The organism is Nocardia heshunensis, from assembly GCF_054782115.1.
On sequence record NZ_BAAGTC010000027.1, the window covers coordinates 97,054 to 116,716 of the forward strand.

Annotated in this window: 17 protein-coding genes; 10 read left to right on the forward strand and 7 right to left on the reverse strand. The window is 67.6% G+C overall.

The features are described from left to right. Positions 1-6 precede the first annotated feature (6 nt). On the reverse strand, positions 7-2,295 hold the full coding sequence (locus tag ACYVN4_RS41435; protein ID WP_460729126.1) for a molybdopterin-dependent oxidoreductase: 2,289 nt from the start codon (positions 2,293-2,295) through the stop codon (positions 7-9). 111 nt (positions 2,296-2,406) lie between these two features. Between ACYVN4_RS41435 and ACYVN4_RS41440 the strand changes: the two genes are divergently transcribed. From ACYVN4_RS41440 to ACYVN4_RS41450, 3 genes are read left to right on the forward strand one after another with little or no spacing between them, the layout of a single operon-like run. Further along, a complete protein-coding gene (locus tag ACYVN4_RS41440; protein WP_460729128.1) occupies positions 2,407-3,066 on the forward strand; it encodes a TetR/AcrR family transcriptional regulator in 660 nt (219 codons plus the stop codon). Next, the gene (locus ACYVN4_RS41445; protein WP_460729129.1) at positions 3,063-3,917 is read left to right on the forward strand and encodes a 3-hydroxyacyl-CoA dehydrogenase; all 855 of its coding nucleotides are present in this window, start codon (positions 3,063-3,065) and stop codon (positions 3,915-3,917) included. Before ACYVN4_RS41440 ends, ACYVN4_RS41445 begins: the two co-directional genes overlap by 4 nt. Positions 3,918-3,969: 52 nt before the next feature. Beyond that, on the forward strand, positions 3,970-5,730 hold the full coding sequence (locus tag ACYVN4_RS41450) for an oleate hydratase (protein ID WP_460729130.1): 1,761 nt from the start codon (positions 3,970-3,972) through the stop codon (positions 5,728-5,730). On the opposite strand, the gene ACYVN4_RS41455 is transcribed toward ACYVN4_RS41450, so the two are convergent. Then, positions 5,731-7,098 (reverse strand): lipase family protein, encoded by a 1,368-nt coding sequence (locus ACYVN4_RS41455; protein ID WP_460729131.1) that lies wholly within the window; start codon positions 7,096-7,098, stop codon positions 5,731-5,733. Between the two features lie 112 nt (positions 7,099-7,210). Here ACYVN4_RS41455 and ACYVN4_RS41460 point away from each other — a divergent pair, with 112 nt between their 5' ends. The 3 genes from ACYVN4_RS41460 to ACYVN4_RS41470 all read left to right on the forward strand — a co-directional run bounded on the left by ACYVN4_RS41460 (position 7,211) and on the right by ACYVN4_RS41470 (position 9,416). Further along, positions 7,211-7,627, forward strand: coding sequence for a nuclear transport factor 2 family protein (locus ACYVN4_RS41460; RefSeq protein ID WP_460729427.1), 417 nt, complete (start codon positions 7,211-7,213; stop codon positions 7,625-7,627). Positions 7,628-7,725: 98 nt separating this feature from the next. Beyond that, positions 7,726-8,529 carry an SGNH/GDSL hydrolase family protein gene (locus ACYVN4_RS41465; RefSeq protein ID WP_460729133.1) on the forward strand — a complete coding sequence of 268 codons (804 nt, stop codon included), beginning with the start codon at positions 7,726-7,728 and terminating at the stop codon, positions 8,527-8,529. 83 nt (positions 8,530-8,612) lie between these two features. Further along, the gene (locus tag ACYVN4_RS41470; RefSeq protein ID WP_460729429.1) at positions 8,613-9,416 is read left to right on the forward strand and encodes a PLP-dependent cysteine synthase family protein; all 804 of its coding nucleotides are present in this window, start codon (positions 8,613-8,615) and stop codon (positions 9,414-9,416) included. Here the strand turns inward: ACYVN4_RS41470 and ACYVN4_RS41475 are convergent. Together ACYVN4_RS41475 and ACYVN4_RS41480 are read right to left on the reverse strand one after the other, a co-directional pair. Then, entirely contained in the window at positions 9,398-9,973 is a 576-nt protein-coding gene (locus ACYVN4_RS41475) for a TerD family protein (protein WP_460729431.1), read from the reverse strand. The genes ACYVN4_RS41470 and ACYVN4_RS41475 overlap by 19 nt on opposite strands. A 331-nt stretch (positions 9,974-10,304) precedes the next feature. Then, a complete protein-coding gene (locus ACYVN4_RS41480; protein ID WP_460729135.1) occupies positions 10,305-12,059 on the reverse strand; it encodes a hypothetical protein in 1,755 nt (584 codons plus the stop codon). A 154-nt stretch (positions 12,060-12,213) separates the two neighbouring features. Here ACYVN4_RS41480 and ACYVN4_RS41485 point away from each other — a divergent pair, with 154 nt between their 5' ends. The 3 genes from ACYVN4_RS41485 (at position 12,214) to ACYVN4_RS41495 (ending at position 14,535) form a co-directional block, all read left to right on the forward strand. Then, positions 12,214-13,083, forward strand: a complete 870-nt coding sequence (locus ACYVN4_RS41485; protein WP_460729137.1) for a helix-turn-helix domain-containing protein — start codon at positions 12,214-12,216, stop codon at positions 13,081-13,083. 8 nt (positions 13,084-13,091) lie between these two features. Then, positions 13,092-14,210: a serine hydrolase domain-containing protein gene (locus ACYVN4_RS41490; protein WP_460729139.1), complete on the forward strand. Its 1,119-nt coding sequence runs from the start codon at positions 13,092-13,094 to the stop codon at positions 14,208-14,210. A gap of 73 nt (positions 14,211-14,283) precedes the next feature. Further along, positions 14,284-14,535 carry a hypothetical protein gene (locus ACYVN4_RS41495; protein WP_460729141.1) on the forward strand — a complete coding sequence of 84 codons (252 nt, stop codon included), beginning with the start codon at positions 14,284-14,286 and terminating at the stop codon, positions 14,533-14,535. Here ACYVN4_RS41495 and ACYVN4_RS41500 read toward each other — a convergent pair. From ACYVN4_RS41500 to ACYVN4_RS41510, 3 genes are all read right to left on the reverse strand, one after another. Beyond that, the gene (locus tag ACYVN4_RS41500; RefSeq protein WP_460729143.1) at positions 14,512-15,954 is read right to left on the reverse strand and encodes an MFS transporter; all 1,443 of its coding nucleotides are present in this window, start codon (positions 15,952-15,954) and stop codon (positions 14,512-14,514) included. The genes ACYVN4_RS41495 and ACYVN4_RS41500 overlap by 24 nt on opposite strands. 114 nt (positions 15,955-16,068) lie before the next feature. Then, on the reverse strand, positions 16,069-16,413 hold the full coding sequence (locus tag ACYVN4_RS41505) for a hypothetical protein (RefSeq protein ID WP_460729145.1): 345 nt from the start codon (positions 16,411-16,413) through the stop codon (positions 16,069-16,071). A gap of 144 nt (positions 16,414-16,557) precedes the next feature. Continuing rightward, the gene (locus tag ACYVN4_RS41510) at positions 16,558-18,150 is read right to left on the reverse strand and encodes a carboxylesterase/lipase family protein (RefSeq protein ID WP_460729147.1); all 1,593 of its coding nucleotides are present in this window, start codon (positions 18,148-18,150) and stop codon (positions 16,558-16,560) included. 215 nt (positions 18,151-18,365) lie between these two features. Here ACYVN4_RS41510 and ACYVN4_RS41515 point away from each other — a divergent pair, with 215 nt between their 5' ends. Beyond that, the gene (locus ACYVN4_RS41515) at positions 18,366-19,592 is read left to right on the forward strand and encodes a cytochrome P450 (protein WP_460729149.1); all 1,227 of its coding nucleotides are present in this window, start codon (positions 18,366-18,368) and stop codon (positions 19,590-19,592) included. Positions 19,593-19,663 lie beyond the last annotated feature (71 nt).

The following is a 19,663-nucleotide window of genomic DNA, read 5'->3' on the forward strand; positions in this document are numbered from 1 at the left end:
TCGACCTCAGGGAGCGGTGATCCGGGGTGGGCCGGTGACGGTGAGGGGCGGGAGTTCTCCTGTGTAGCGCTCGATTTCGACCAGGGAGAGCTGGCCGGTGCAGCCCTGGCTGAGGCGGGAGGTGCCGCGGTCGTTGGTGACCGCGTTGGGGTTGCCGTGGCGGCAGAAGGTGGGGTCTTCGGGGTCGGGGTCGTACCAAGCGCCGGTGGAGAGTTGGGCGACGCCCGGGCGGACGCCGTCGCTGATCACCAGTCCGGCCAGGCAGCTGCCGCGGTCGTTGAAGATGCGGACGATGTCGCCCTCGCCGAGGCCGCGGGCGGCCGCGTCGTCGGGGTGCAGGCGGACCGGTTCGCGGCCGGAGATCTTGGTGGATTGGCTGTGTGCGCCGATATCCAGCTGGCTGTGCAGTTTGGTGCGAGGTTGGTTGGCCACCAATTGAATCGGGAAGCGGGCCGCCTTCGAGCTGCCCAGCCACTCCTCGGGCTCGAACCACACCGGGTGGCCGGGGCAGTCGTCGTAGCCGAAGCCCGCGATGGTCTCGGAGAAGATCTCGATGCGGCCGCTCGGGGTGTGCAGCGGGTGGGCCGCCGGGTCGGCGCGGAAGTCGGCGAAGGCGATGTGCTGCTCGGCCTCGAGTGGCAGGTCGATGGATTCCCCGGCCCAGAAGGTGTCGAAGTCCGGCACCTCGTGTCCCTTGTCGCTGAGCCGCTCGCGCCATTCGTCGTAGAGGTGGCGCAGCCACTCCTCGGCCGTCCGGCCCTCGGTGAATTCCTTTCCGAAGCCCAGCCTTTCGGCCAGCTCACCGAACATCCAGTAGTCGTCGCGAGCCTCGCCGTGCGGCCTGGTCAGGGCGGGCATCGGGAACAGGAAGCGGTCGCCCTCGCCGGAGCCGTAGTCGTCGCGCTCGATCGTCATGGTCGAGGGCAGCACGATATCCGCGTGCCGCGCGGTGGCCGACCAGAACGGATCGTGCACCACCACGGTGTCCGGGCGGCCGAAGGCGGTGCGCAGGCGGGCCAGATTCTGGTGGTGGTGGAAGGGATTGCCGCCCGCCCAATAGACCAGCCGGATACTCGGATAGACGCGGTGCTCGCCGTTGTATTCATAGGGCGCACCGGGATTCAGCAGCATGTCCGCGATGCGCGCGACCGGGATGTAATCGTCGACGCCATTGACACCCTGCGGCAGCTTCGGCGGCGAGGTGAGCCGCACGGCCAGGCCGACATTCGCGGCCGAACCGTACCCGTGCCCGAATCCCCCACCGGGCAGGCCGATCTGACCGAGCATGGCCGCCAGCACCACGCCGAGCCACAGCGGTTGCTCGCCGTACTGGGCGCGCTGTAGCGACCAGCTAACCGTGACCAGCGTCCGAGTGCCCGCCATCTCCCGTGCCAGCGATCGAATCCGTTCCGCCGCAATGCCGGTGATCGGCTCGGCCCACTCCGGATCCTTGACGACCCCGTCCTCGCCGCCGCGCAGATAGTCCGCGAACCGCTCGTAGCCGACGGTGTAGCGGTCCAGGAAAGCCTTGTCCGCCAACCCTTCCGCATCCAGCACCTGCGCCAGCGCCAGCATCAGCGCGGTATCGCTGCCGGGCCGGGACGCGATCCATTCGGCCTGCGCTTCGCCCGGAATGTCGTCGCGCAGCGGACTGACGGTGACGAATCGGCACCCGTTCTCCCGCGCCGTCCGGATCCAGCCGCGGCCATTGTGTCGCGACACCCCGCCCGGTGAGACCGCCGCGTTCTTCGGCGAGAGACCGCCGAAGGAGACGACCAGTTTCGAATGCTCGGCGAGCACCGATTTCGTCGTGGCCCGCGACATGATGGTGCCCATATCGGCGAGGATGTGCGGCAACAGCACCGTCGAGGCACCCAGGCTGTAGCTGTTGCGGTGCGAGACATAGCCACCCAGGCAGTTCAAGAAGCGATGCACCTGACTCTGCGCGTGGTGGAAGCGCCCGGCGCTGGCCCAGCCGTAGGAGCCGCCGTACACCGCCGACGGACCGAATTCGCCGTACACCCTGGACAATTCACCGGCCAGCAGATCCAGCGCGGTCTCCCACGAGACCGGCACGAACTCGTCGTCGCCGCGCGCCGCGGCCCCGGGACCGTTCTCCAGCCAGCCTTTTCGCACATAGGGTTGCGCGATGCGCGCCGGATGATGTTGTGCGGAGGCCACATTCTCGATCAACGGCATGGGTTCCGGATCACCGCGCCAGGGCCGCACCGCGGTCAATCGGTCGCCGTCACTGTCCGCCTCGAAAACGCCCCAATGAGTGAGATGCGTGCCCATGTGACCAAGGTACGCGCGGCCGGTGACATCATGACCTTGCGGAATCGGTAGCCGGGAGTACGCTCATTTCTGAGTCCACTCATTTCTTTCGATCCGGGTTGGAGGTGTCCGATGGCCACGACGGTCAGATCGGCGCACGTCAGCCGTCGACAGCGCACCATGCTCGACAAACAGTCCAGGATCTTCGAGGCCGCCGCGGCACTGTTTGCCGAGCGCGGATTCGAAGGGGTCACGACCCAGCAGATCTCCGATCGCGCGGATATCGCGGCGGGCACTTTGTTCCGGTACGCGGCCTCCAAGGGCGAACTGCTGCTGATGGTCTACAACGAGGAGTTGCGCACGGCACTCGAGCAAGGGGCGGCCGCGGCACGAGCCCGGCCCGAGCCCGCAGAGGCGGTCTTCGCCATGGTGTCACCGCTGCTGCGGGCCGCCGCGCAGCGGCCCGAGAACACCATCGTCTATCAGCGCGAACTGCTCTTCGGCGCACCCACCGACAAGTACCGCTCCGAGGGGCTGGCGCTGGTGGCGCGGCTGGAGGCCATGATCGCCGAACGTCTTGTCGCCGAGATATCGGGCGGTGCAGGCGATTCCGAGTCCCACACCCAACCGGCCCGGGTGGCCGGGCGCAGTATCTTCGCCGTGGTGCACCTGGCCCTGGTCCAACCGGCCACCGGGGCGCATCCCGGTCACGACGCCATGGCGGATTTGCGTGCGCAGATCGATCAGATCATCGCCGGATATCTCACATCCTCAGGGAGGCAACAACAATGAGCATCGACATCCGCAAGGTCACCGTGCTCGGAACCGGTGTGCTCGGTTCCCAGATCGCGTTCCAGACCGCCTTCCGCGGATTCGAGGTGACCGCCTACGACATTAGCGACGAGGCGCTGGCCGCGGCCCGTAAACGCCTCGACACGCTCGCCGGCGTGTATCGCGAGCAGGTGCCGGGCGGCGGCGACGGCAAGGCCGAGGCCACGGCCGCCGGTATCGCCCTGACTTCGGATCTGGCACAGGCGGCTTCCGATGCGGACCTGGTGATCGAGGCGGTGCCGGAGGTGCTCACGATCAAGCAGGAGACCTACGAGAAGCTGGGCAAGCTGGCCCCCGAGCGCACCATCTTCGCCACCAACTCCTCGACCCTGTTGCCCAGTGCCATCAAGGATTTCACCGGCCGCCCGGACAAGTTCCTGGCGCTGCATTTCGCCAATCAGGTGTGGCATTTCAATACCGCCGAGGTGATGGGCACCACCGACACCGATCCGGCCGTGTATCAGGCGGTGGTGGACTTCGCGACCGCCATCGGCATGGTGCCGATCGAATTGCACAAGGAGAAGGCCGGATACGTCCTCAACTCGCTGCTGGTGCCGCTGCTGGACGCGGCCATGAACCTGGCCGAGGGCGGCTACGCGAGCCCGGAGGACGTGGACAAGACCTGGTCCATCGGCACCGGCGCACCGGCCGGGCCGTTCCGGATCCTCGACATCATCGGGCTCACCACGCCCTACAACATCATGGTCCACGGCGACGAGACCTCGCAGCGCATCGCGCAGTGGCTCAAGACCAACTACATCGACAAGGGCAAGCTCGGGATCGCCACCGGAGAGGGGTTCTACAAGTACTGACTCGACATCCACGGCAGCGCAAGCACTTCCAACCCTTGGGACAGGAGTTCTTATGTACTACAGCAATGGCAATTACGAAGCCTTCGCCCGGCCGCGCAAACCGGCCGGGGTAGACGGGAAGACGGCCTGGTTCGTGGGATCGGGGCTCGCCTCGCTCTCGGGCGCGGCCTTCCTGATTCGTGATGGTCAGCTGCCAGGCAACAAGATCACCATCCTGGAGGAGCTGAAGCTCCCCGGCGGCGCGCTGGACGGCATCAAGGCCCCCAAGAAGGGCTTCGTGATTCGCGGTGGCCGCGAGATGGAGAACCACTTCGAGTGTCTGTGGGACCTCTACCGCACCATCCCGTCCATCGAGGTCGAGGGCAGTGTGCTCGACGAGTTCTACTGGCTCAACAAGGACGACCCGAACTTCTCCCTGGAGCGCGCCACCCTGAATCGGGGCCAGAGCGCCCAGACCAAGGACCTGTTCACGCTGAACGACAAGGCGCAGAAGGACATTACGAAGATCTTCCTGGCCACCCGGGAGGAGATGGAGGGCAAGCGCATCAACGAGGTGTTCTCGAAGGACTTCTTCGAGAGCAACTTCTGGATGTACTGGCGCACCATGTTCGCCTTCGAGGACTGGCACAGCGCGCTCGAGATGAAGCTCTACCTACATCGGTTCGTGCATCACATCGGCGGGCTACCGGACTTCTCGGCGTTGAAGTTCACCAAGTACAACCAGTACGAGTCGCTGGTGCTGCCGCTGTATCGCTGGCTGCTGGACCAGGGGGTCGTGTTCAAGTTCGACACCACCGTCACCGACGTGGACTTCGATCTGAAGAAGGATCGCAAGCAGGCCACCAGGATTCACTGGGTCTCCGAGGGCGTCGAGGGCGGCGTGGACCTCGGTCCGGACGATCTGCTGCTGATGACCATCGGCTCGCTGACCGAGAACTCCGACGAGGGCGACCACCACACGCCCGCCAAGCTCGACGAGGGCCCCGCTCCCGCCTGGGACCTCTGGCGGCGAATGGCGGCCAAGGACAAGGCTTTCGGCAATCCGGACGTCTTCGGCGGCCACATCCCCGAGACCAAGTGGGAGTCGGCCACCGTCACCACGCTGGATCAGCGCATCCCCGAATACATTCAGAAGATCTGCAAGCGGGATCCCTTCAGCGGCAAGGTCGTCACCGGCGGCATCGTCACCGTGAAGGACTCCAGCTGGCTGCTGAGCTGGACGGTCAACCGGCAGCCGCACTTCAAGCAGCAGCCCAAGGATCAGATCGTGGTGTGGGTCTATTCGCTGTTCGTCGACAAGCCCGGCGACTACGTGAAGAAGACCATGCAGGAGTGCACCGGCGAGGAAATCACCCAGGAATGGCTGTACCACATGGGCGTTCCCGAGGCGGACATCCCCGAGCTGGCCGCGACCGCCGCCAAGACCGTCCCGGTCATGATGCCGTACGTGACCGCGTTCTTCATGCCCCGCAAGGCCGGTGACCGCCCCCAGGTGGTCCCCGAGGGCGCAGTCAACTTCGCCTTCATCGGCCAGTTCGCCGAAACCAGCCGCGACTGCATCTTCACCACCGAGTACTCGGTCCGCACCGGCATGGAGGCCGCCTACCAACTCCTCGACATCGAACGCGGCGTCCCGGAGGTCTTCAACTCCACCTACGACATCCGAGTCCTCCTGGCCGCCATGACCCGCCTCCGCGACGGCGACCCGATCGATCTCCCCGGCCCCGAACTGCTGTGGCGTGGCCTGGCAAAGCGCCTGGGCAACAACGAGATCGGGGAGCTACTTGCCCAGTACGGTGTGATCTCCAAGTAGTCAGAAACCGAGGAACGATCGGACCGGCCCGGCGATGATCCCCGAGGCAAGGGCCTCGAGGGCGGCCGGGTCGGCCATGGTCGCGGGCACGGTCTGGATATCGCAGCCCGCCGAAGCACTCGGGTCGTCGGCCTGGCGCTCGAGCCAGGCCAAGGCTCCCGGCGCACCCAGGAACCACTCACCCGTATGGCCGGAGACGGGCATCGTGATCTCCTCCCGGCGATAGGTGACCGGGGTCCCGCCGTCGCAGTAGGTGGCGACCAGTCCATCGATAGTGGAGATCAAACTGCCCTCGTCGCCGATCGAGTTGTAGACGTACAGCGGCGCGGTCGGGATGGCCCGCCCGAGGGTGCGCGCGTCGAACGCGGCGCTGATCGCCGGGTCCGCCAGCACCCGTGCCAGTGGTTCGGTGAGGAACTGGTCCACGTCGAAACCCAGGTTGGACACTATGTTCTGGACGGTGCAGTTGCCCATCGCGTCGGCCATCGTCTGCTTGCCCGCGGGCGTGAGGTACCGGTCGAGGGCCGCCGTGAACTCCGGCGAATCCTGCATGACCCCCATCAAGGCGACCGGGATGAGCGAACCGCCCACCGGGTTCCCATCGATGCCGAGGAGAGTCGGCCGGGGGTCACCGACCGGCGCGCCCAGCGCCGCACCGACGATATTCAATTCCGGTGCGTAGTGCGGCTGTTCCTGCGCGGCCCAGGCGCTGGCGATCGCACCGCCGGAATATCCCCACAGGAGCGCCCGGGTGCCCGGACCGGACAGCCCCGCCGGGTCGAAACTCTCCGACGCCCGAATACCGTCCAGGACAACGTAACCGGGCTCGTGCGGCGTGGAGTAGTGATTGCCGACGCCGCCGGTGTCGGGTACCGACACCGCCCAGCCACGGGCGAGCGCGGCCGCGATCATCGGCGTCTCGCCCGACATCGTGGTGAGCTGAATCGAACCCGATTTCGAGGGATCGACCCAGGGCACGTGTCCCTGCTGCAGGGCCTGCGACGGCATGCACTGCGGTGCGATCGAGTCGGTCTCGTTCTGGAATGACAGCAGCGCCGACGGCTGCGACGTCCGTGCCGACTTCAGGACGGTCGTCACCGCCGCGTACGGCTGCCCGTCCGCGCCCGTGGTCCGGTACAGCAGTTGCCACGCCTGCACCGGCCAGGGGATCAACTGGGAATAACTGGCCTCGATGGGCCGCACTCGGAGTATCGAACCCGGCTGTGCCGCAGCAAAATCCGCGGGCGGGTCATAGAACGGATCGGACGTATTCGGAGTCGCGACCGCGGGCTGCGCGATCGCGCCCGACGTGACCAGCAGTGCGGCGATCGGTCCGAAGATCCGGATCACCCGCATGAAGAAAGACATAAGCCCCCACCCCTTCGGCACCGGAACTGTAACAGGTTTCAGGTTGCCCGGCCGGGGTTTCCTCGCGCTACTATCGGATAGTCAATTAGTTGACTATGAGAATCGAGGGATCATGCACCCGTTCCGGAAGGCCGTCGAGGCGCGCGACGAGGCGGCGATCGAGGCCCTGCTGGCCGACAATGTGGTGTTCACCAGCCCCGTTGCCCATAAGCCGTATCCCGGCAAGGCGATTACCGCGGCTATTCTGCGCGGAGTCCTGCGGGTGTTCGAGGACTTCCGCTATGTGAAGGAGATCGGTGCGGAGGATGCCACCGATCACGCGCTGGTCTTCGAGACGACCGTCGCGGGCAAGCAGCTCACCGGCTGCGACTTCATCCACCTCGACGCCGACGGCAAGATCGACGAGTTCATGGTGATGGTGCGGCCGCTGTCCGGCGCCCAGGCACTCTCCGAGGCGATGGCGGCCCAGTTCGAGCAAATTCAGCGCGAAGCCGTCGCGCAAATCGAACGGGAGGCAGCGGGTTCGTGACAGCAGGCGGCGGGCCGGTGAAATGACTCGGACAGGGTCGTCGAGCCCGCCGGTTTCCTGGGATGATCCACCCACAGTCACCGAAAGGCCGAACCGCCATGACCGATGGCACATACACCCGTTATGTCGCTGTGGGCGACTCCCAGACCGAGGGTGTCGGCGATGGCGACGACCTGACCGGCCTGCGGGGATGGGCGGACCGGCTGGCCGAACGACTCGCCGTCGCCAATCCCGAACTGCGCTACGCCAATCTGGCCATCCGCGGCAAGCTGGCCCACCAGATCCGCACCGACCAGTTGGACGCGGCGCTCACCCTGCGACCGGACCTGGTCACGGTCCTGGCGGGCATGAACGATCTGCTGCGCCCGAACTTCGACGCCGATGAGATCGCCGGGCACGTCGAGGCCATGTTCGCCGCCTTCGCCGCCACCGGCGCGGTGGTGGCGACGCTGACCTTCCCGGATATCGGCAACACCATCCCGCTGGCCCGCCCGATTCGCGGCCGCATCGCCCAGCTCAACGATCGGCTGCGCGCCGCGGCCCGGCGCAACGGGGTGATCGTGGCCGAAACCGGCAACCACGCCGTGGTTTCCGACCCGCGCATGTGGAATCCGGATCGCCTGCACGCCAGCCCGCTGGGCCATCAGCGCATCGCCGACGCCGTGGCCGAGGCGCTGCGCCTGCCCGGCGCGGACGATGCCTGGACCCGCCCGCTGCTGCCCGCGCTGCCCGAACAGAACGCGCTGCGCACGATGGCGAACGAATTGCAGTGGGCGGCGGTCGCACTGGGCCCCTGGGTGATGCGTCGGCTGCGCGGCCTGTCCTCGGGCGACGACCGCGCCGCCAAACGCCCGGAGCCGCTACCGGTCTGGAACGGCGGAGCTCCCTCGTTCCCGCACTGAGGTCGAATCCAGCACCGAGACCTGCTGCACTGCCGGACAATCGACCTGAGCCCACCGGGGGGCGGGGAAGGTCGGTGCGAATCATGTTCGTCGGCGACGATGTCCTGGCGGCGATCGGCCATACACCGCTGGTGCGGCTGCACCGGGTGGCGCCGCCGGACTGCGCGGAGATCCTGGTCAAGGTCGAGGGCCGGAATCCGACCGGCAGCATGAAAGATCGCATGGCGCAGGCCGTGATCCGCGTGGCCGAACGCGACGGCCGCCTGAAACCCGGTGACACGGTGGTCGAATACGCCGACCGACACACGGGCGCGGCGCTCGCACTGGTCTGTACGGCCAAGGGCCATCGATTGCGGATCGTGAATTCGGTCGAGGCGGCCGAACAGCTGAGCCGGGAACCAGGCATCTTCTGGACCGATCAACTGCACAACACCGACAGCATCACCGGCTATCACGCGCTGGGACAAGAGATCTGGGCGCAGACCGAGGGCCGGTTGGACGCGTTCGTGCAGGCCGTGGGCACGGCGGCGTCACTCCGGGGCGCGGCGTCGCTGTTGCGCTATCACCGACAGCGACGATTGCATGTAGTCGCGGTCGAACCCGCCGAATCCGCGGTGCTGTCGGGTGGTCCGGCGGGCACACATCGCATCGCCGGCATCGGCATCGGCTATCCGCCGCCGCTCTGGGATGCCAGTCTGGTCGACGAGGTGATGGCGGTGTCCAGCGCGGACGCCGAGGAGATGACCCGGCGCCTCACAGACGACGAGGGCCTGTGCGCGGGCACGTCCTCGGGCGCGAATGTGCTGGCCGCCATCCGGATCGGGCAGCGGCTGGGTCCGGGAACGCGCGTGGTGACCGTGCTGGCGGATCAGACGTTGACGCCGTAATCGCGGGCGATACCGGCCAATCCGGAGGCGTAGCCCTGGCCGATGGCGCGGAATTTCCATTCGTTGCCGTGCCGGTACAGCTCGCCGAACACCATGGCGGTCTCGCTCGAGGCGTCCTCGGTGAGGTCGAAGCGGGTCAGCTCCGTTCCGGTGACGGCATCGACCACCCGGATATAGGCATTGCGGACCTGACCGAAAGCCTGCCGGCGCGTCTCGGCCTCGTAGATCGACACGGGGAAGAAGACATTGGTGATGGTCGGCGGCATGGCCGCGAGATCCACATTGATCACCTCGTCGTCGCCCTCGCCCGCGCCGGTGAGGTTGTCACCGGTGTGCTCGATGGTGCCCTCCGGGGAGCGCAGGTTGTTGTAGAACACGAAATGCCGGTCGGATACGACCCGCTGATTCGGTCCACAGGCCAGCGCGCTGGCGTCCAGGTCGAAATCGGCTCCGGTGGTGCTGCGGACATCCCAGCCCAGGGCCACCGCCACCTTCGTCAGATTCGGCGCCTGCTTGGACAGTGAGACATTGCCGCCCTTGGCCAAACTGACACTCATCGCATTGCCTTCCCTTCGCGAGCGATACCTCCATGACCGATCGTCCTCGCGGGAGGCCAGCGCGGCCACCGCTTCTCCGCCCCGGGATCCGAGTTGTTCGGCGAGGACGGTGATCCGCCGTTGCAGGGCCAGCAGTTCGATCAGATCGCGGTTGATCGGCGGGCCCGCGGGATCGGCGGCGGCCACCGCGCGCACCGCCTCGGCGTGGGCGTCGAAGACCGCCGCTCGCAGCCGCGCGGACAGCTCCCGGCCGTCCGAGCGAATCGGCACCAGGCCCCACCGCGGCTCCCCCTGACCGAGCGTCACACCTCGAATGTACCTGCACGACAGGTCATCCGAGGGAGCGCAGGAACTCCGCCAGATAGCGTCCGCTGTAGTCGGTGAGCCCGTTGTTCTGCACGGCGGCCGCACCGATGGTGTCGATGTGGTTGTAGCCGGGCAGGGTCTGCACGATCGCGGACTGCGGGACCGGGAAGACCAGGCCGGGGCCGAACTGCACCACGCTGTCGCCCGCCCACAGCACCAGGTTCGGTTTGGTGCGCTCCATGCCGTGGTAGCGCAGGTCGCCCATGTCGCCGGTGCGGGCGCCACCGTAGCCGGCGGCGATGTCGAGGACGACGCGCAGCGGGAAGTAGGTCTCCCAGTAGGCGTAGGGCGCGCCCGCGGCCAATTGCCGTGCCACGTCGCGGATGTCGGCGACCTCGTGGCCGGGCGAGGTGTAGGGCACGCCCTGGACGTTGTCGTAGTTCCGCCAGGTGTAGAGCACCGACCGGTCGGATGGTGCGACCCGATCCTGCGGTCCCGCACTCAACCGCAGATAGTTGCCGAGAATCGGAATCTGCGTCGCGTCACCGGGATTCGGGAAACTCTTGGACCGCACCGGCCCGCCGTCGAGCGCACCCATGCCCTGCTGCAGCAGTTCGAAATTGCAGGAGTTGTTGTCCAGCAGCTCACCCAGCAGCGCGGTATTGGTGAAACGGTAGTCGCGGATGGTCCCGGCACCGGCCGCGCCATTCGTGGCGAAATCGGCCCAGGTGGGGGCGAACAGGAAATTGAGGGTGGTGTCCATCTCGGGATCGTGTGGAATATGTGCCAGCAGTTGGCTTTCCCCGTCCGGATCCAGGTGCGCGGCCAATCCGGCCAGGCGGTAGAGCAGGAACGCCTTGGTCCCGATGACCGGCGTCGAGCCGAGAGTGCGCGGCAGCACCCCGACGTTCTGGGTCGCCTTCAGCACATCGTTGACCGGCGAGATGATCGCATTGGTGAGGTCGTGCAGGAACGGCGTGTTCTGAATGGCCGCCGGGTCGGAGGACACCATCGAATCCTGCGCGACGAACGCCGCGCACTGGCTGTAGCCCGCGGTGTCGGGGTCGCCGTTGCCGAAATCCCAGTCCGCGAAGAATCCGGTCACCAGCCCGCCCAGGGAAATGCCGGTGCACACGTACTTGTGCTGCCGCACCACCTGATCCGGTATCTCGTGCAGCATGATCTCGTACTGATCCCGCAGCACCCGTTCGAGCCCCATCGAATCCAGCAGCGGCAGATCCTGGGAGTTCTTGAAGCCCGGGAAGACCCGGCCGTCGATGGGCATCCCATTGAAGTAGTAGTCGACGGCATCGAGGTAATTCCCCGTCCGCAGCGCGTAGTCGAATCCGGTGGTCTCATCCAGGCAGCTGCTGCGCCGCGCCAGCGCCCAGAACTCCACCTTGCGCCCCAACTGCGCCGCCGACCGCACCGTATTCGTGGCCACCCCATCGGAATTCATGGCCCCGCCATTGAGCCCCTGCTGCTGGACCACCACCGAATCGGCATCGGCGGAATCCGTCGGCCCATCCGCCGCGCGATACCGCAGGAATCCCGCCCGATCGCATTCCGCCGGATGCGCGGGCGCGTTCGCGGGCAACGGCAGCAGGAAGCTGACCTGCGAGACGATCACCCCGTCCCGCCGATCCAGCACCGTCTCCTGCCGATCCGTCGCGGCACTCAGCGGCGCGACCGCATGGGCCCGCGGCGACACCGGCAATACCAGGGCCGCAAGCGTTCCGGCCGCAACGGCCACCGTCCCCCACCCCAACGAAATTCTCACACCCAGCATGGTGTCCAGCCCCGACCCCGCCGGTCATTGGGCAGTGCGAAAGCAAACCCACACCCCGCCTGTGAACAATTCCGAATCCACCGCGAAAGCCCTCCGTCGTTCCGACGGTCCGCTAGATTCCCGCCCTCGTGCGTAGCCTGAATGGGTGGAACATGCGGACTTCGGGCGAGGGGTCGGCGAGGGATGGGAAGTCGCCGGGGCCGGGGCTGCCGTCCGCGGTGGGGCGATGATCGGGTACCGCGACGTGGGCCGGGCCGGGCTGGATCTGAAGGTCGCCGGGACTGCGGCGGTGACGGTGCTGGTGGAGTTCGGGGGCGCGGGGCTGACCGTCGATGACGCGGTGGGGCGACGCGAACTCGGAGGATTCGTCGCGGGGCTGCCCCTCGGCGCGATGCGGTTACAGGGGGCGGGGGTCGAATGCATCGAGGTTCGCCTGTCGCCGGTGCGGGCGTATTCGATGCTGGGGGTGCCGCCCGGAGGTCTCGGGCGGGGCGCGGTCTCGCTGGAGAAGTTGTGGGGTGCGCGGGCCGGGCGGCTGCGTGCGCAGCTGGCGGAGGCCGGGACCTGGGACGAGCGGTTCGGCCTGATGAAATCGTTTCTGGCGCAGGGTGATCAGCGGACGGCGACGCCCGATCCCGAGGTGCTCGACGGGTGGCGGCGAATCCTCGCCTCCGGTGGGCAGGTGCGGATCGGCGAGCTGGTGGAATCCGCCGGATGGAGTTACAAGCGGTTGGGGGCACGGTTCGAGGCGCAGATCGGGCTGACGCCGAAGCGGGCGGCCATGCTGGTGCGGTTTCGAGCGGCGGTGGACGGGCTGCTGGCGGGGCGGGCCGCGGCCGAGGTCGCGGTGGATTGCGGGTATGTCGATCAAGCCCACTTGTGCCGGGATGTAGGGATATTCGCCGAGCTCACGCCCGGGTCGCTGACCGCGGAGTATCTGCCCGCCATCGCCCGATACCGGTATTCGGAGTGGGGGAATTTCTTCCAATACGGGGCGGTACCGTCCGGCCGATAGTGGTCCGAATGACCACCACATTCGATCCCGAGCAGCTACAGACCGCCCTCGACGCCGTGCACCACGCGGGCGTACCCGGCATAGTCGCCGAGGTGCGCGACCGCGACCAGATCTGGTGCGGGACAGCCGGAGTAGCGGATACCGCCACCGGCAGTCCCGTCACCGCCGACATGCGGTTCCGGGTCGGCAGCCTCACCAAGACCTTCACCGCCGCCGCGATACTGCGCCTGGTCGACGACGGCGCGATCGGTCTCGACACACCCATCGGCGACTACCTGCCGGAACTGGTTCCCGACGAACGCGGGGCAGCGATCACCGTCCGCATGCTGATCAGCCACACCAGCGGCCTGCACGAATACCTTCCCTACGCCTATACGTCCCTGGCGGCCTTCCCGAACGTCGCGCAGACCACGCCGGACAGCCTGGCGGACAACAGATTCACCGAGTTCCACGCGACCGATCTGATCGCGCTGGGCGTCTCGGCTCCCCCTACCGGCACCCCCGGCGGCCACCCCGGTGTGTACTCGAACACCAATTACCTACTGCTGGGCCAACTCCTGGAGTCGGTGACCGGCGTCGCGGCCGAAAAGTTCATCACCCGCGAGATCATCGAACGCGCCGGACTGCGCGACACGGAATTTCCGGCCGGAACGCAGATCACCGGGCCGCATGCCCTGCACTACGAGTCCTGGTTCGGCATGTTCGAGCCGCCCCGCGACTTCAGCGTCTACAACATGTCTTTCGTCGGCCCGGCCGCGTCGCTGATCTCGACCGTCTCCGACCTCAACCACTTCTACAGCCTGCTACTGGCCGGTGAAATCATCAGTCGCCCCGCCCTGGAACAGATGCAACGAACCGCACCCGTCGTCTCCTTCGAGGGCAAGCTCATCGACTACGGCCTCGGCCTGCAACGCACCACCCTGCCCTCCGGAATCCATTGGGGCCACGAGGGTTCGGTCTGGGGCGCCGGTGCGATCACCCTGACCAGCGCCGACGGCGCCCGCCAACTGACCCTTGCGGTGAACCTGCAGCGCTGGAATCGCCTCGACGCCACGGGAATCCCGCAGCCCCACCCCATCGACCGGGCGCTGCAAACTCTCATCCTGGGGGCCTTGTCCGCGCGATAGAATCGGGGAACCGACGCTGTCGAGAGGGGCCACCATGTGGTGGAAGCCGTCGAGCGTATTCACCGATCCACCAGTGGAACTCACGCGGGCGGAACTGCGACGCGGCCAACGAGCCGCCAGACGCGCGGCCCTGGACTCCCGGCAGTCGTTCACGCTGACCAAACGACGGCAGTACCGCAGGTACCGGACCACGGCAGGCGAGTCCTATCTCGACTGGCCGCGGTGGAAGGCCGAGTACCTGCGGACCTACAACAGTGGCGTCTCGGTGGAGCCCGCCTCGGGCGAGGGCGACGCCGGAACCCTATCGGGCTTCGGCCCGATCTAGATCCCGGTCCGTGACTTCCCCTGCCGGGGAACGGAACCGGGTGCCTGCCGAGACGACCCCGAGCGCCGCCGCGACCGCGATGGCGACGAATCCGCCACGCACGCCGTGCAAGAAGTCGGTTCCGGCACCCAGCAGGACCGTCGACGTAGCGGCGATCACCGTCGAGCCACCGAATTCCCGTGCGGTCTCCATGAGTCCGGAGGCCGCGCCGAAGTCGGTCTCGGCGGTGTCGGCCAGGGTCGCGATCTGCACGGACGGGGCGAACAGACCGACCGCGACGCCCGCGGCCAGCAGCGCGGGCAGGATCCCGGTGGCGAAGTCTGGATGCGCCGGGACGAATCCGAGCACGGTGGCGCTCGCGATCATCAGCAACGAGGCCACCACCAGCACCGGCCGCGCGCCGAACCTCGGGACCAGGACCGCACCGGTCAGACCTGCCACGGCGAAAGCGGTCAGCGAGGTCGCCAGCCAGGCGACACCGGTCTTGGTCGGCGAGTACTCGAGTTGCTGCTGCATCAGCAAGGTCGTCAGGAAGATGAAGCCGTAGAAGCTCCCGAACCCGGTGGCGACACTCAGATTCGCCATCACCAGACGCCGGTTTCGCAGCAGGGCATGCGGCACCAGCGGTGTGCGCGTACGGGACTCGGACCGAAGGAACGCGGCCAGCAGCAGGACCGCAACCCCCGCCGGGGCCAGGGTGCGTGCGGCCGTCCACCCGTGCACCACGCCGCTGTTGATCGCGTAGAGGCCCAGGACCAGTCCCGCCGTCACGGCCAGCGCGCTGCGCGGGTCGAAACCGCTGCCGGGCAGCGCGATCCGGTTCTCGCGTAGCACTGCGAAGGTCGCCGCCAGCAGCAGCACGCCGATCGGAATATTGACGAAGAAGATCCACCGCCACCCCGGTCCGTCGGTCAGCAGACCGCCGCCCAGCACGCCGACCGAGGCCGCCGCACCGCCGAGCGCACCGTAGATGCCGAGCGCGTTGTTGCGTTCCTTCCCCTCGGTGAAGGTGTCGGCCACCACGGCCAGCGCCGTCGGCGCGATCAGCGCCGCGCCGACACCCTGCACCGCGCGGGCCACGATCAAAACCGCACTGCCGTCGGCGAATCCGGCCGCCAGCGAGGCCAGCGTGAACACCACCAGCCCCGCCCGCAGCACACGGCGGCGACCCCAGATATCGCCGAGGCGCCCCGCGAGCAGCAGGAGACCGCCGAACGGCAGGCCGTAGCCGATCACCACCCACTGCAGGGCGTCCTCGCCGAGCCCCAGGCGGGCGGCCATGGTCGGCAAGGAGACATTGACGATGGTCAGGTCGACCACCGTCATGAACATGGCCGCGCTCGCCAGCGCAAGCACCGCAAAGCGATTGACGGCTCTGCCGGGGACGGCGAGCCCCTCGGTCGTTCCGGTTGGTTGCATGATTCCCGCTCCCTACATCGGCGTCTGTCGACGCGGACCAGAGCTCCGGTCCTGTCTGTGTAGGGCGGATTCCGCACCGGAACTAATCGCCGAACCGGCTACCGAACCCCGGGCTCAGCCGGTGACCGGCGCCGTCGCGTGACTGACGAGCACGACGGTGCTGCCGTCGGCCAAATCGCAACTGAAGGCGACCGAGTGCGACCCGTGCCGGACCTTGGTGAGCACGATGACGGCGGTGCCGTCGGCGGCGACGGTGCCATCCGCCTTCCGGGTGAGCGAGTAGTCCGTCAGCGTGCACGAGGCGCCAGGTTCCAGCCCGGAGCCCTGCGCCGTGATCGTGCCGTCGCTCTTGCCTTTGATGGTGACGCTCGGCGCCGCGTCGGCAGGCCCGGCCAACACCGCCAACATGGCTGCGGCAGCGGCGGTTCCGGCGGCAAGCATGGTAATTCGTCTGATCATCCGTCCATCGTCGAACTATCGTCACAGGAAATTCACAGGACGAAAGAATTTCCTCTTGCGCCCCAGTCGATTCCGCGATCCATCGGCACTACCGCCGCGGCACCGAATTTCCCAATGGTTATAACCACCGAACCCGTCATCGGCTCACTGCGGCAGGGTGTTCCAGAAGGCGCAGTGGTGGTCGGCGGCGAAGGTGTCGGTGAGCTGATTGCCGGTGGGACGGAAGGAGATATAGGTCGGGTCGGCCGGAGAGTATTGCGGGATCGGCGGCAGGCCCTGCGGGTCGGGGGTGCCCGCGGTGATGAAACGAGTCCAGTAGCGGCGCATTTCGGCTTGCAGGCGTTGCTGGTCGGGAGTCATGGCGGTGTGCAGGAACCAGCCGGACTGGGCGAGGTCGAACAGGGAGGGCAGTTCGGAGGCGTGGTAGGCGCCCATCGGGAAGCTGCTCGGCGGGGCCAGCGCGGCGAGATCGTCGAATTGGTAGACGTAGGTGGGGTTTCGGCGGCTGATGTCACGGACCTGGTCGATGAGGTTGCAGACGACCTTGTCGGTCCAGCCGCGCGTCAAGGCCACGGCGGGCTGGGCATAGTCCGACAGTGGATACTCCCGCAGCGCCTGATCGAGGCGGTCCCCGTCGAGGCTCAACTGCGCGCCGAGCACCCGGGGATAGTCGGCCGCGTCCAGACGCGGGCCGAGCGGATTGCCGTACTTCATCCACACCCACAGCGCCATCTCGTCGTGATTGGAGCCGATGATGGTGGGAATCCGCATCAGGCCACCGGATTTCACCAGTGCGGTCGGACTCTGCGGGAGAAAGTCGTTGCCATACACCACACTCGCCGTATCGGGCGCACGGTCGATCAACGTGTCGACCGGTAGCGCGCGCAGACAGGCGGCGGTATCGGGCCCGGCACAACCAACTCCGGCCGCCCAGGCGTCACCCGCGCGCTTCGCGGCCGGAAGCGCCTGATCCGTGCACGGTCCGCTCTGCAGCACGGCGGCCTTGAACAGCCCGGCGGAACCGGGTGCGGCCATCTGGGCGCAGATCGAAATCCCGCCCGCCGATTCACCGGCCACGGTGACCAGACCCGGATCGCCGCCGAAGGCCACGATATTGCGCTGCACCCAGCGCAGCGCGGCCTGCTGATCCATCAGTCCGTAATCGCCCGCGCCCGCACCCTCGTCCAGTGCGGAGGCGGCCAGGAAGCCGAGCGTCCCGAGCCGGTAGTTGATGGTGACCACGATGGCGTCACCGTCGGGCTGCGAAACCAGAGGCGCTGCGCCGTACATGCTTCCGGTACCGACCTGCAGACTGCCGCCGTGCAGCCACACCATCACCGGGAGTGCGCGACCGTCGGCGGGCAGGGTCAGCGGGGTCCAGACATTGAGGGACAGGCAGTCCTCGTTCGTCGAGCGCGGCCCGCCCAGGCCGGTGGTCTGCGGGCAGGTGGGACCCGCGTCCCGCGCTTCCCGCACGCCGGGCCACGGCGCGACGGGCTGCGGCGGCCGCCAGCGGAGGTCGCCGACGGGCGGTGCGGCATAGGGGATTCCGTTGAACAGCCGGTAGTCCGGGGCCACCACGCCGTGCAGTGCACCGCTGTCGACGGTGACCACATCCGGGGCGGGCGCGGCCCGAGCCACCGAGGGATTCACTACGAATATCGTGACGAGAAGACCGACCGCCGCGAGCACCGCCGCGACTCCGAATCCCGCCCACTTCGGTCTGCGCACGATCACCCGAGCCTCCTCGGCCTGCAGCGTTTCGCGTAGGCGTTCGATACTAGTCGGCCGGTTCGGAGACCGGTCCGGAGTCTCGAGACGGCGGTGAAACCCCTGCGTACGGGTGTGACGATCGCACTCACATGTCTCACGGCGAGACGGTCGTTGACAGCCGGTTCACGGCCGGGAAACGGTGGGGCACACCAGACCTTCCACCGTTCGGAGTCCCAGCGATGACCAGGACCGCCCTCGATCTCTTCGATCCCGCGCACCTCGACGATCCGTACCCGCTGTATCACCGGCTGCGTGCCGAGTCGCCCGTGTATCGCATCCCGGGCACCGACTTCTACCTGGTCACGTCCTGGGATCTGGTGACCGAGGCGGTGAGTCGCGTCGAGGAGTTCTCCTCCCACCTCACCGGCGCGCTGCTGCGGCAGCCGGGACGCCCGCCCGCCACCTTCGACATGGACGGCGGCGGCCAGGCCATCCACGTGCTGGCCACCGCGGACGATCCCGGCCATCAGGCGCAGCGCAAGCTGGTACAGCCGTTGCTGGCCAAGCGGATTCGCGGACTCGGGCCCACGGCCACCGACCTGGTGGATCGAATGTGGCGCGAGGAGTTGCGCGGCGACCGCATCGAATGGGCGGCGGGCATGGCCGACCGGCTGCCGCTCGCCCTGGTCGCCGACATCATCGGACTGCCCGACTCCGATGTGCCGCAACTGCTTACGTGGGCCTACGACAGCACCGAGATGCTGGGCGGCATCGTAGAGGCGGACCGCTTCGGGCAATTGGCCGCCGCCGCGGCGGATCTGGCGGGCTACCTGTACACCAAAGTCCAGACCGCCCTGGCGGATCCGGGTGACGCCGACTCCTCCACCGACCTGCTCGGCGTGCTCGCCGCGGCCTGCCGCACCGGCGACATCACCGAACCCGTGGCCGTGCTCGTCCTGGTCCAACTCGTCGGCGCGGGCGGCGAATCCACGGCCGGGCTGATCGCGAATGCCGCCCGCCTGCTCGCCGCCGACCCCGCACTCCAGGACGAACTGCGCCGCGAACCCGCGCTGCTCCCGGCCTTCCTCGACGAGGCGCTGCGCCTGGAATCGCCCTTCCGCGGCCATCATCGGCACGTCACCACCGATACGGTGCTGGGCGGCACCGAGATTCCCGCGGGCAGTCACGTGCTGCTGTCGTGGGGCGCGGCCAATCGCGACCCGGCCCGCTTCGATCGTCCCGACGCCCTCGATCTGGATCGCCGCAGCGGCGCCAACAATCTCGCCTTCGGCCGCGGCATCCACTTCTGCATCGGTTCGGCGCTGGCCAAGCTGGAGGCCACCGCCGCCCTGACCGCGCTGCTGGAGCGCACGAGCGCGTTCACGCTCGTCGAAGACGCCCCGCCGCAGTGGTTTCCGAGCATCTTCGTGCGTCGCCATCGCAGCCTGCCGTTGCGCTTGCGCTGACTCGTCGAAATTCTTCCGCGCGTCTGCGGCATACCCGCCACCGGGTCACGGCAAGATCGTCGTCGATCGGG

What these genes read in the sequence shown, in the direction of transcription:
- ACYVN4_RS41440 (WP_460729128.1), top strand. Translation starts at nt 2,407, where the DNA reads ATGGCCACGACGGTCAGATCGGCGCACGTCAGCCGTCGACAGCGCACC.
- ACYVN4_RS41455 (WP_460729131.1), bottom strand. Translation starts at nt 7,098, where the DNA reads ATGTCTTTCTTCATGCGGGTGATCCGGATCTTCGGACCGATCGCCGCA.
- ACYVN4_RS41515 (WP_460729149.1), top strand. Translation starts at nt 18,366, where the DNA reads ATGACCAGGACCGCCCTCGATCTCTTCGATCCCGCGCACCTCGACGAT.
- ACYVN4_RS41450 (WP_460729130.1), top strand. Translation starts at nt 3,970, where the DNA reads ATGTACTACAGCAATGGCAATTACGAAGCCTTCGCCCGGCCGCGCAAA.
- ACYVN4_RS41435 (WP_460729126.1), bottom strand. Translation starts at nt 2,295, where the DNA reads ATGGGCACGCATCTCACTCATTGGGGCGTTTTCGAGGCGGACAGTGAC.
- ACYVN4_RS41500 (WP_460729143.1), bottom strand. Translation starts at nt 15,954, where the DNA reads ATGCAACCAACCGGAACGACCGAGGGGCTCGCCGTCCCCGGCAGAGCC.
- ACYVN4_RS41505 (WP_460729145.1), bottom strand. Translation starts at nt 16,413, where the DNA reads ATGATCAGACGAATTACCATGCTTGCCGCCGGAACCGCCGCTGCCGCA.
- ACYVN4_RS41460 (WP_460729427.1), top strand. Translation starts at nt 7,211, where the DNA reads ATGCACCCGTTCCGGAAGGCCGTCGAGGCGCGCGACGAGGCGGCGATC.
- ACYVN4_RS41475 (WP_460729431.1), bottom strand. Translation starts at nt 9,973, where the DNA reads ATGAGTGTCAGTTTGGCCAAGGGCGGCAATGTCTCACTGTCCAAGCAG.
- ACYVN4_RS41445 (WP_460729129.1), top strand. Translation starts at nt 3,063, where the DNA reads ATGAGCATCGACATCCGCAAGGTCACCGTGCTCGGAACCGGTGTGCTC.
- ACYVN4_RS41470 (WP_460729429.1), top strand. Translation starts at nt 8,613, where the DNA reads ATGTTCGTCGGCGACGATGTCCTGGCGGCGATCGGCCATACACCGCTG.
- ACYVN4_RS41465 (WP_460729133.1), top strand. Translation starts at nt 7,726, where the DNA reads ATGACCGATGGCACATACACCCGTTATGTCGCTGTGGGCGACTCCCAG.
- ACYVN4_RS41490 (WP_460729139.1), top strand. Translation starts at nt 13,092, where the DNA reads ATGACCACCACATTCGATCCCGAGCAGCTACAGACCGCCCTCGACGCC.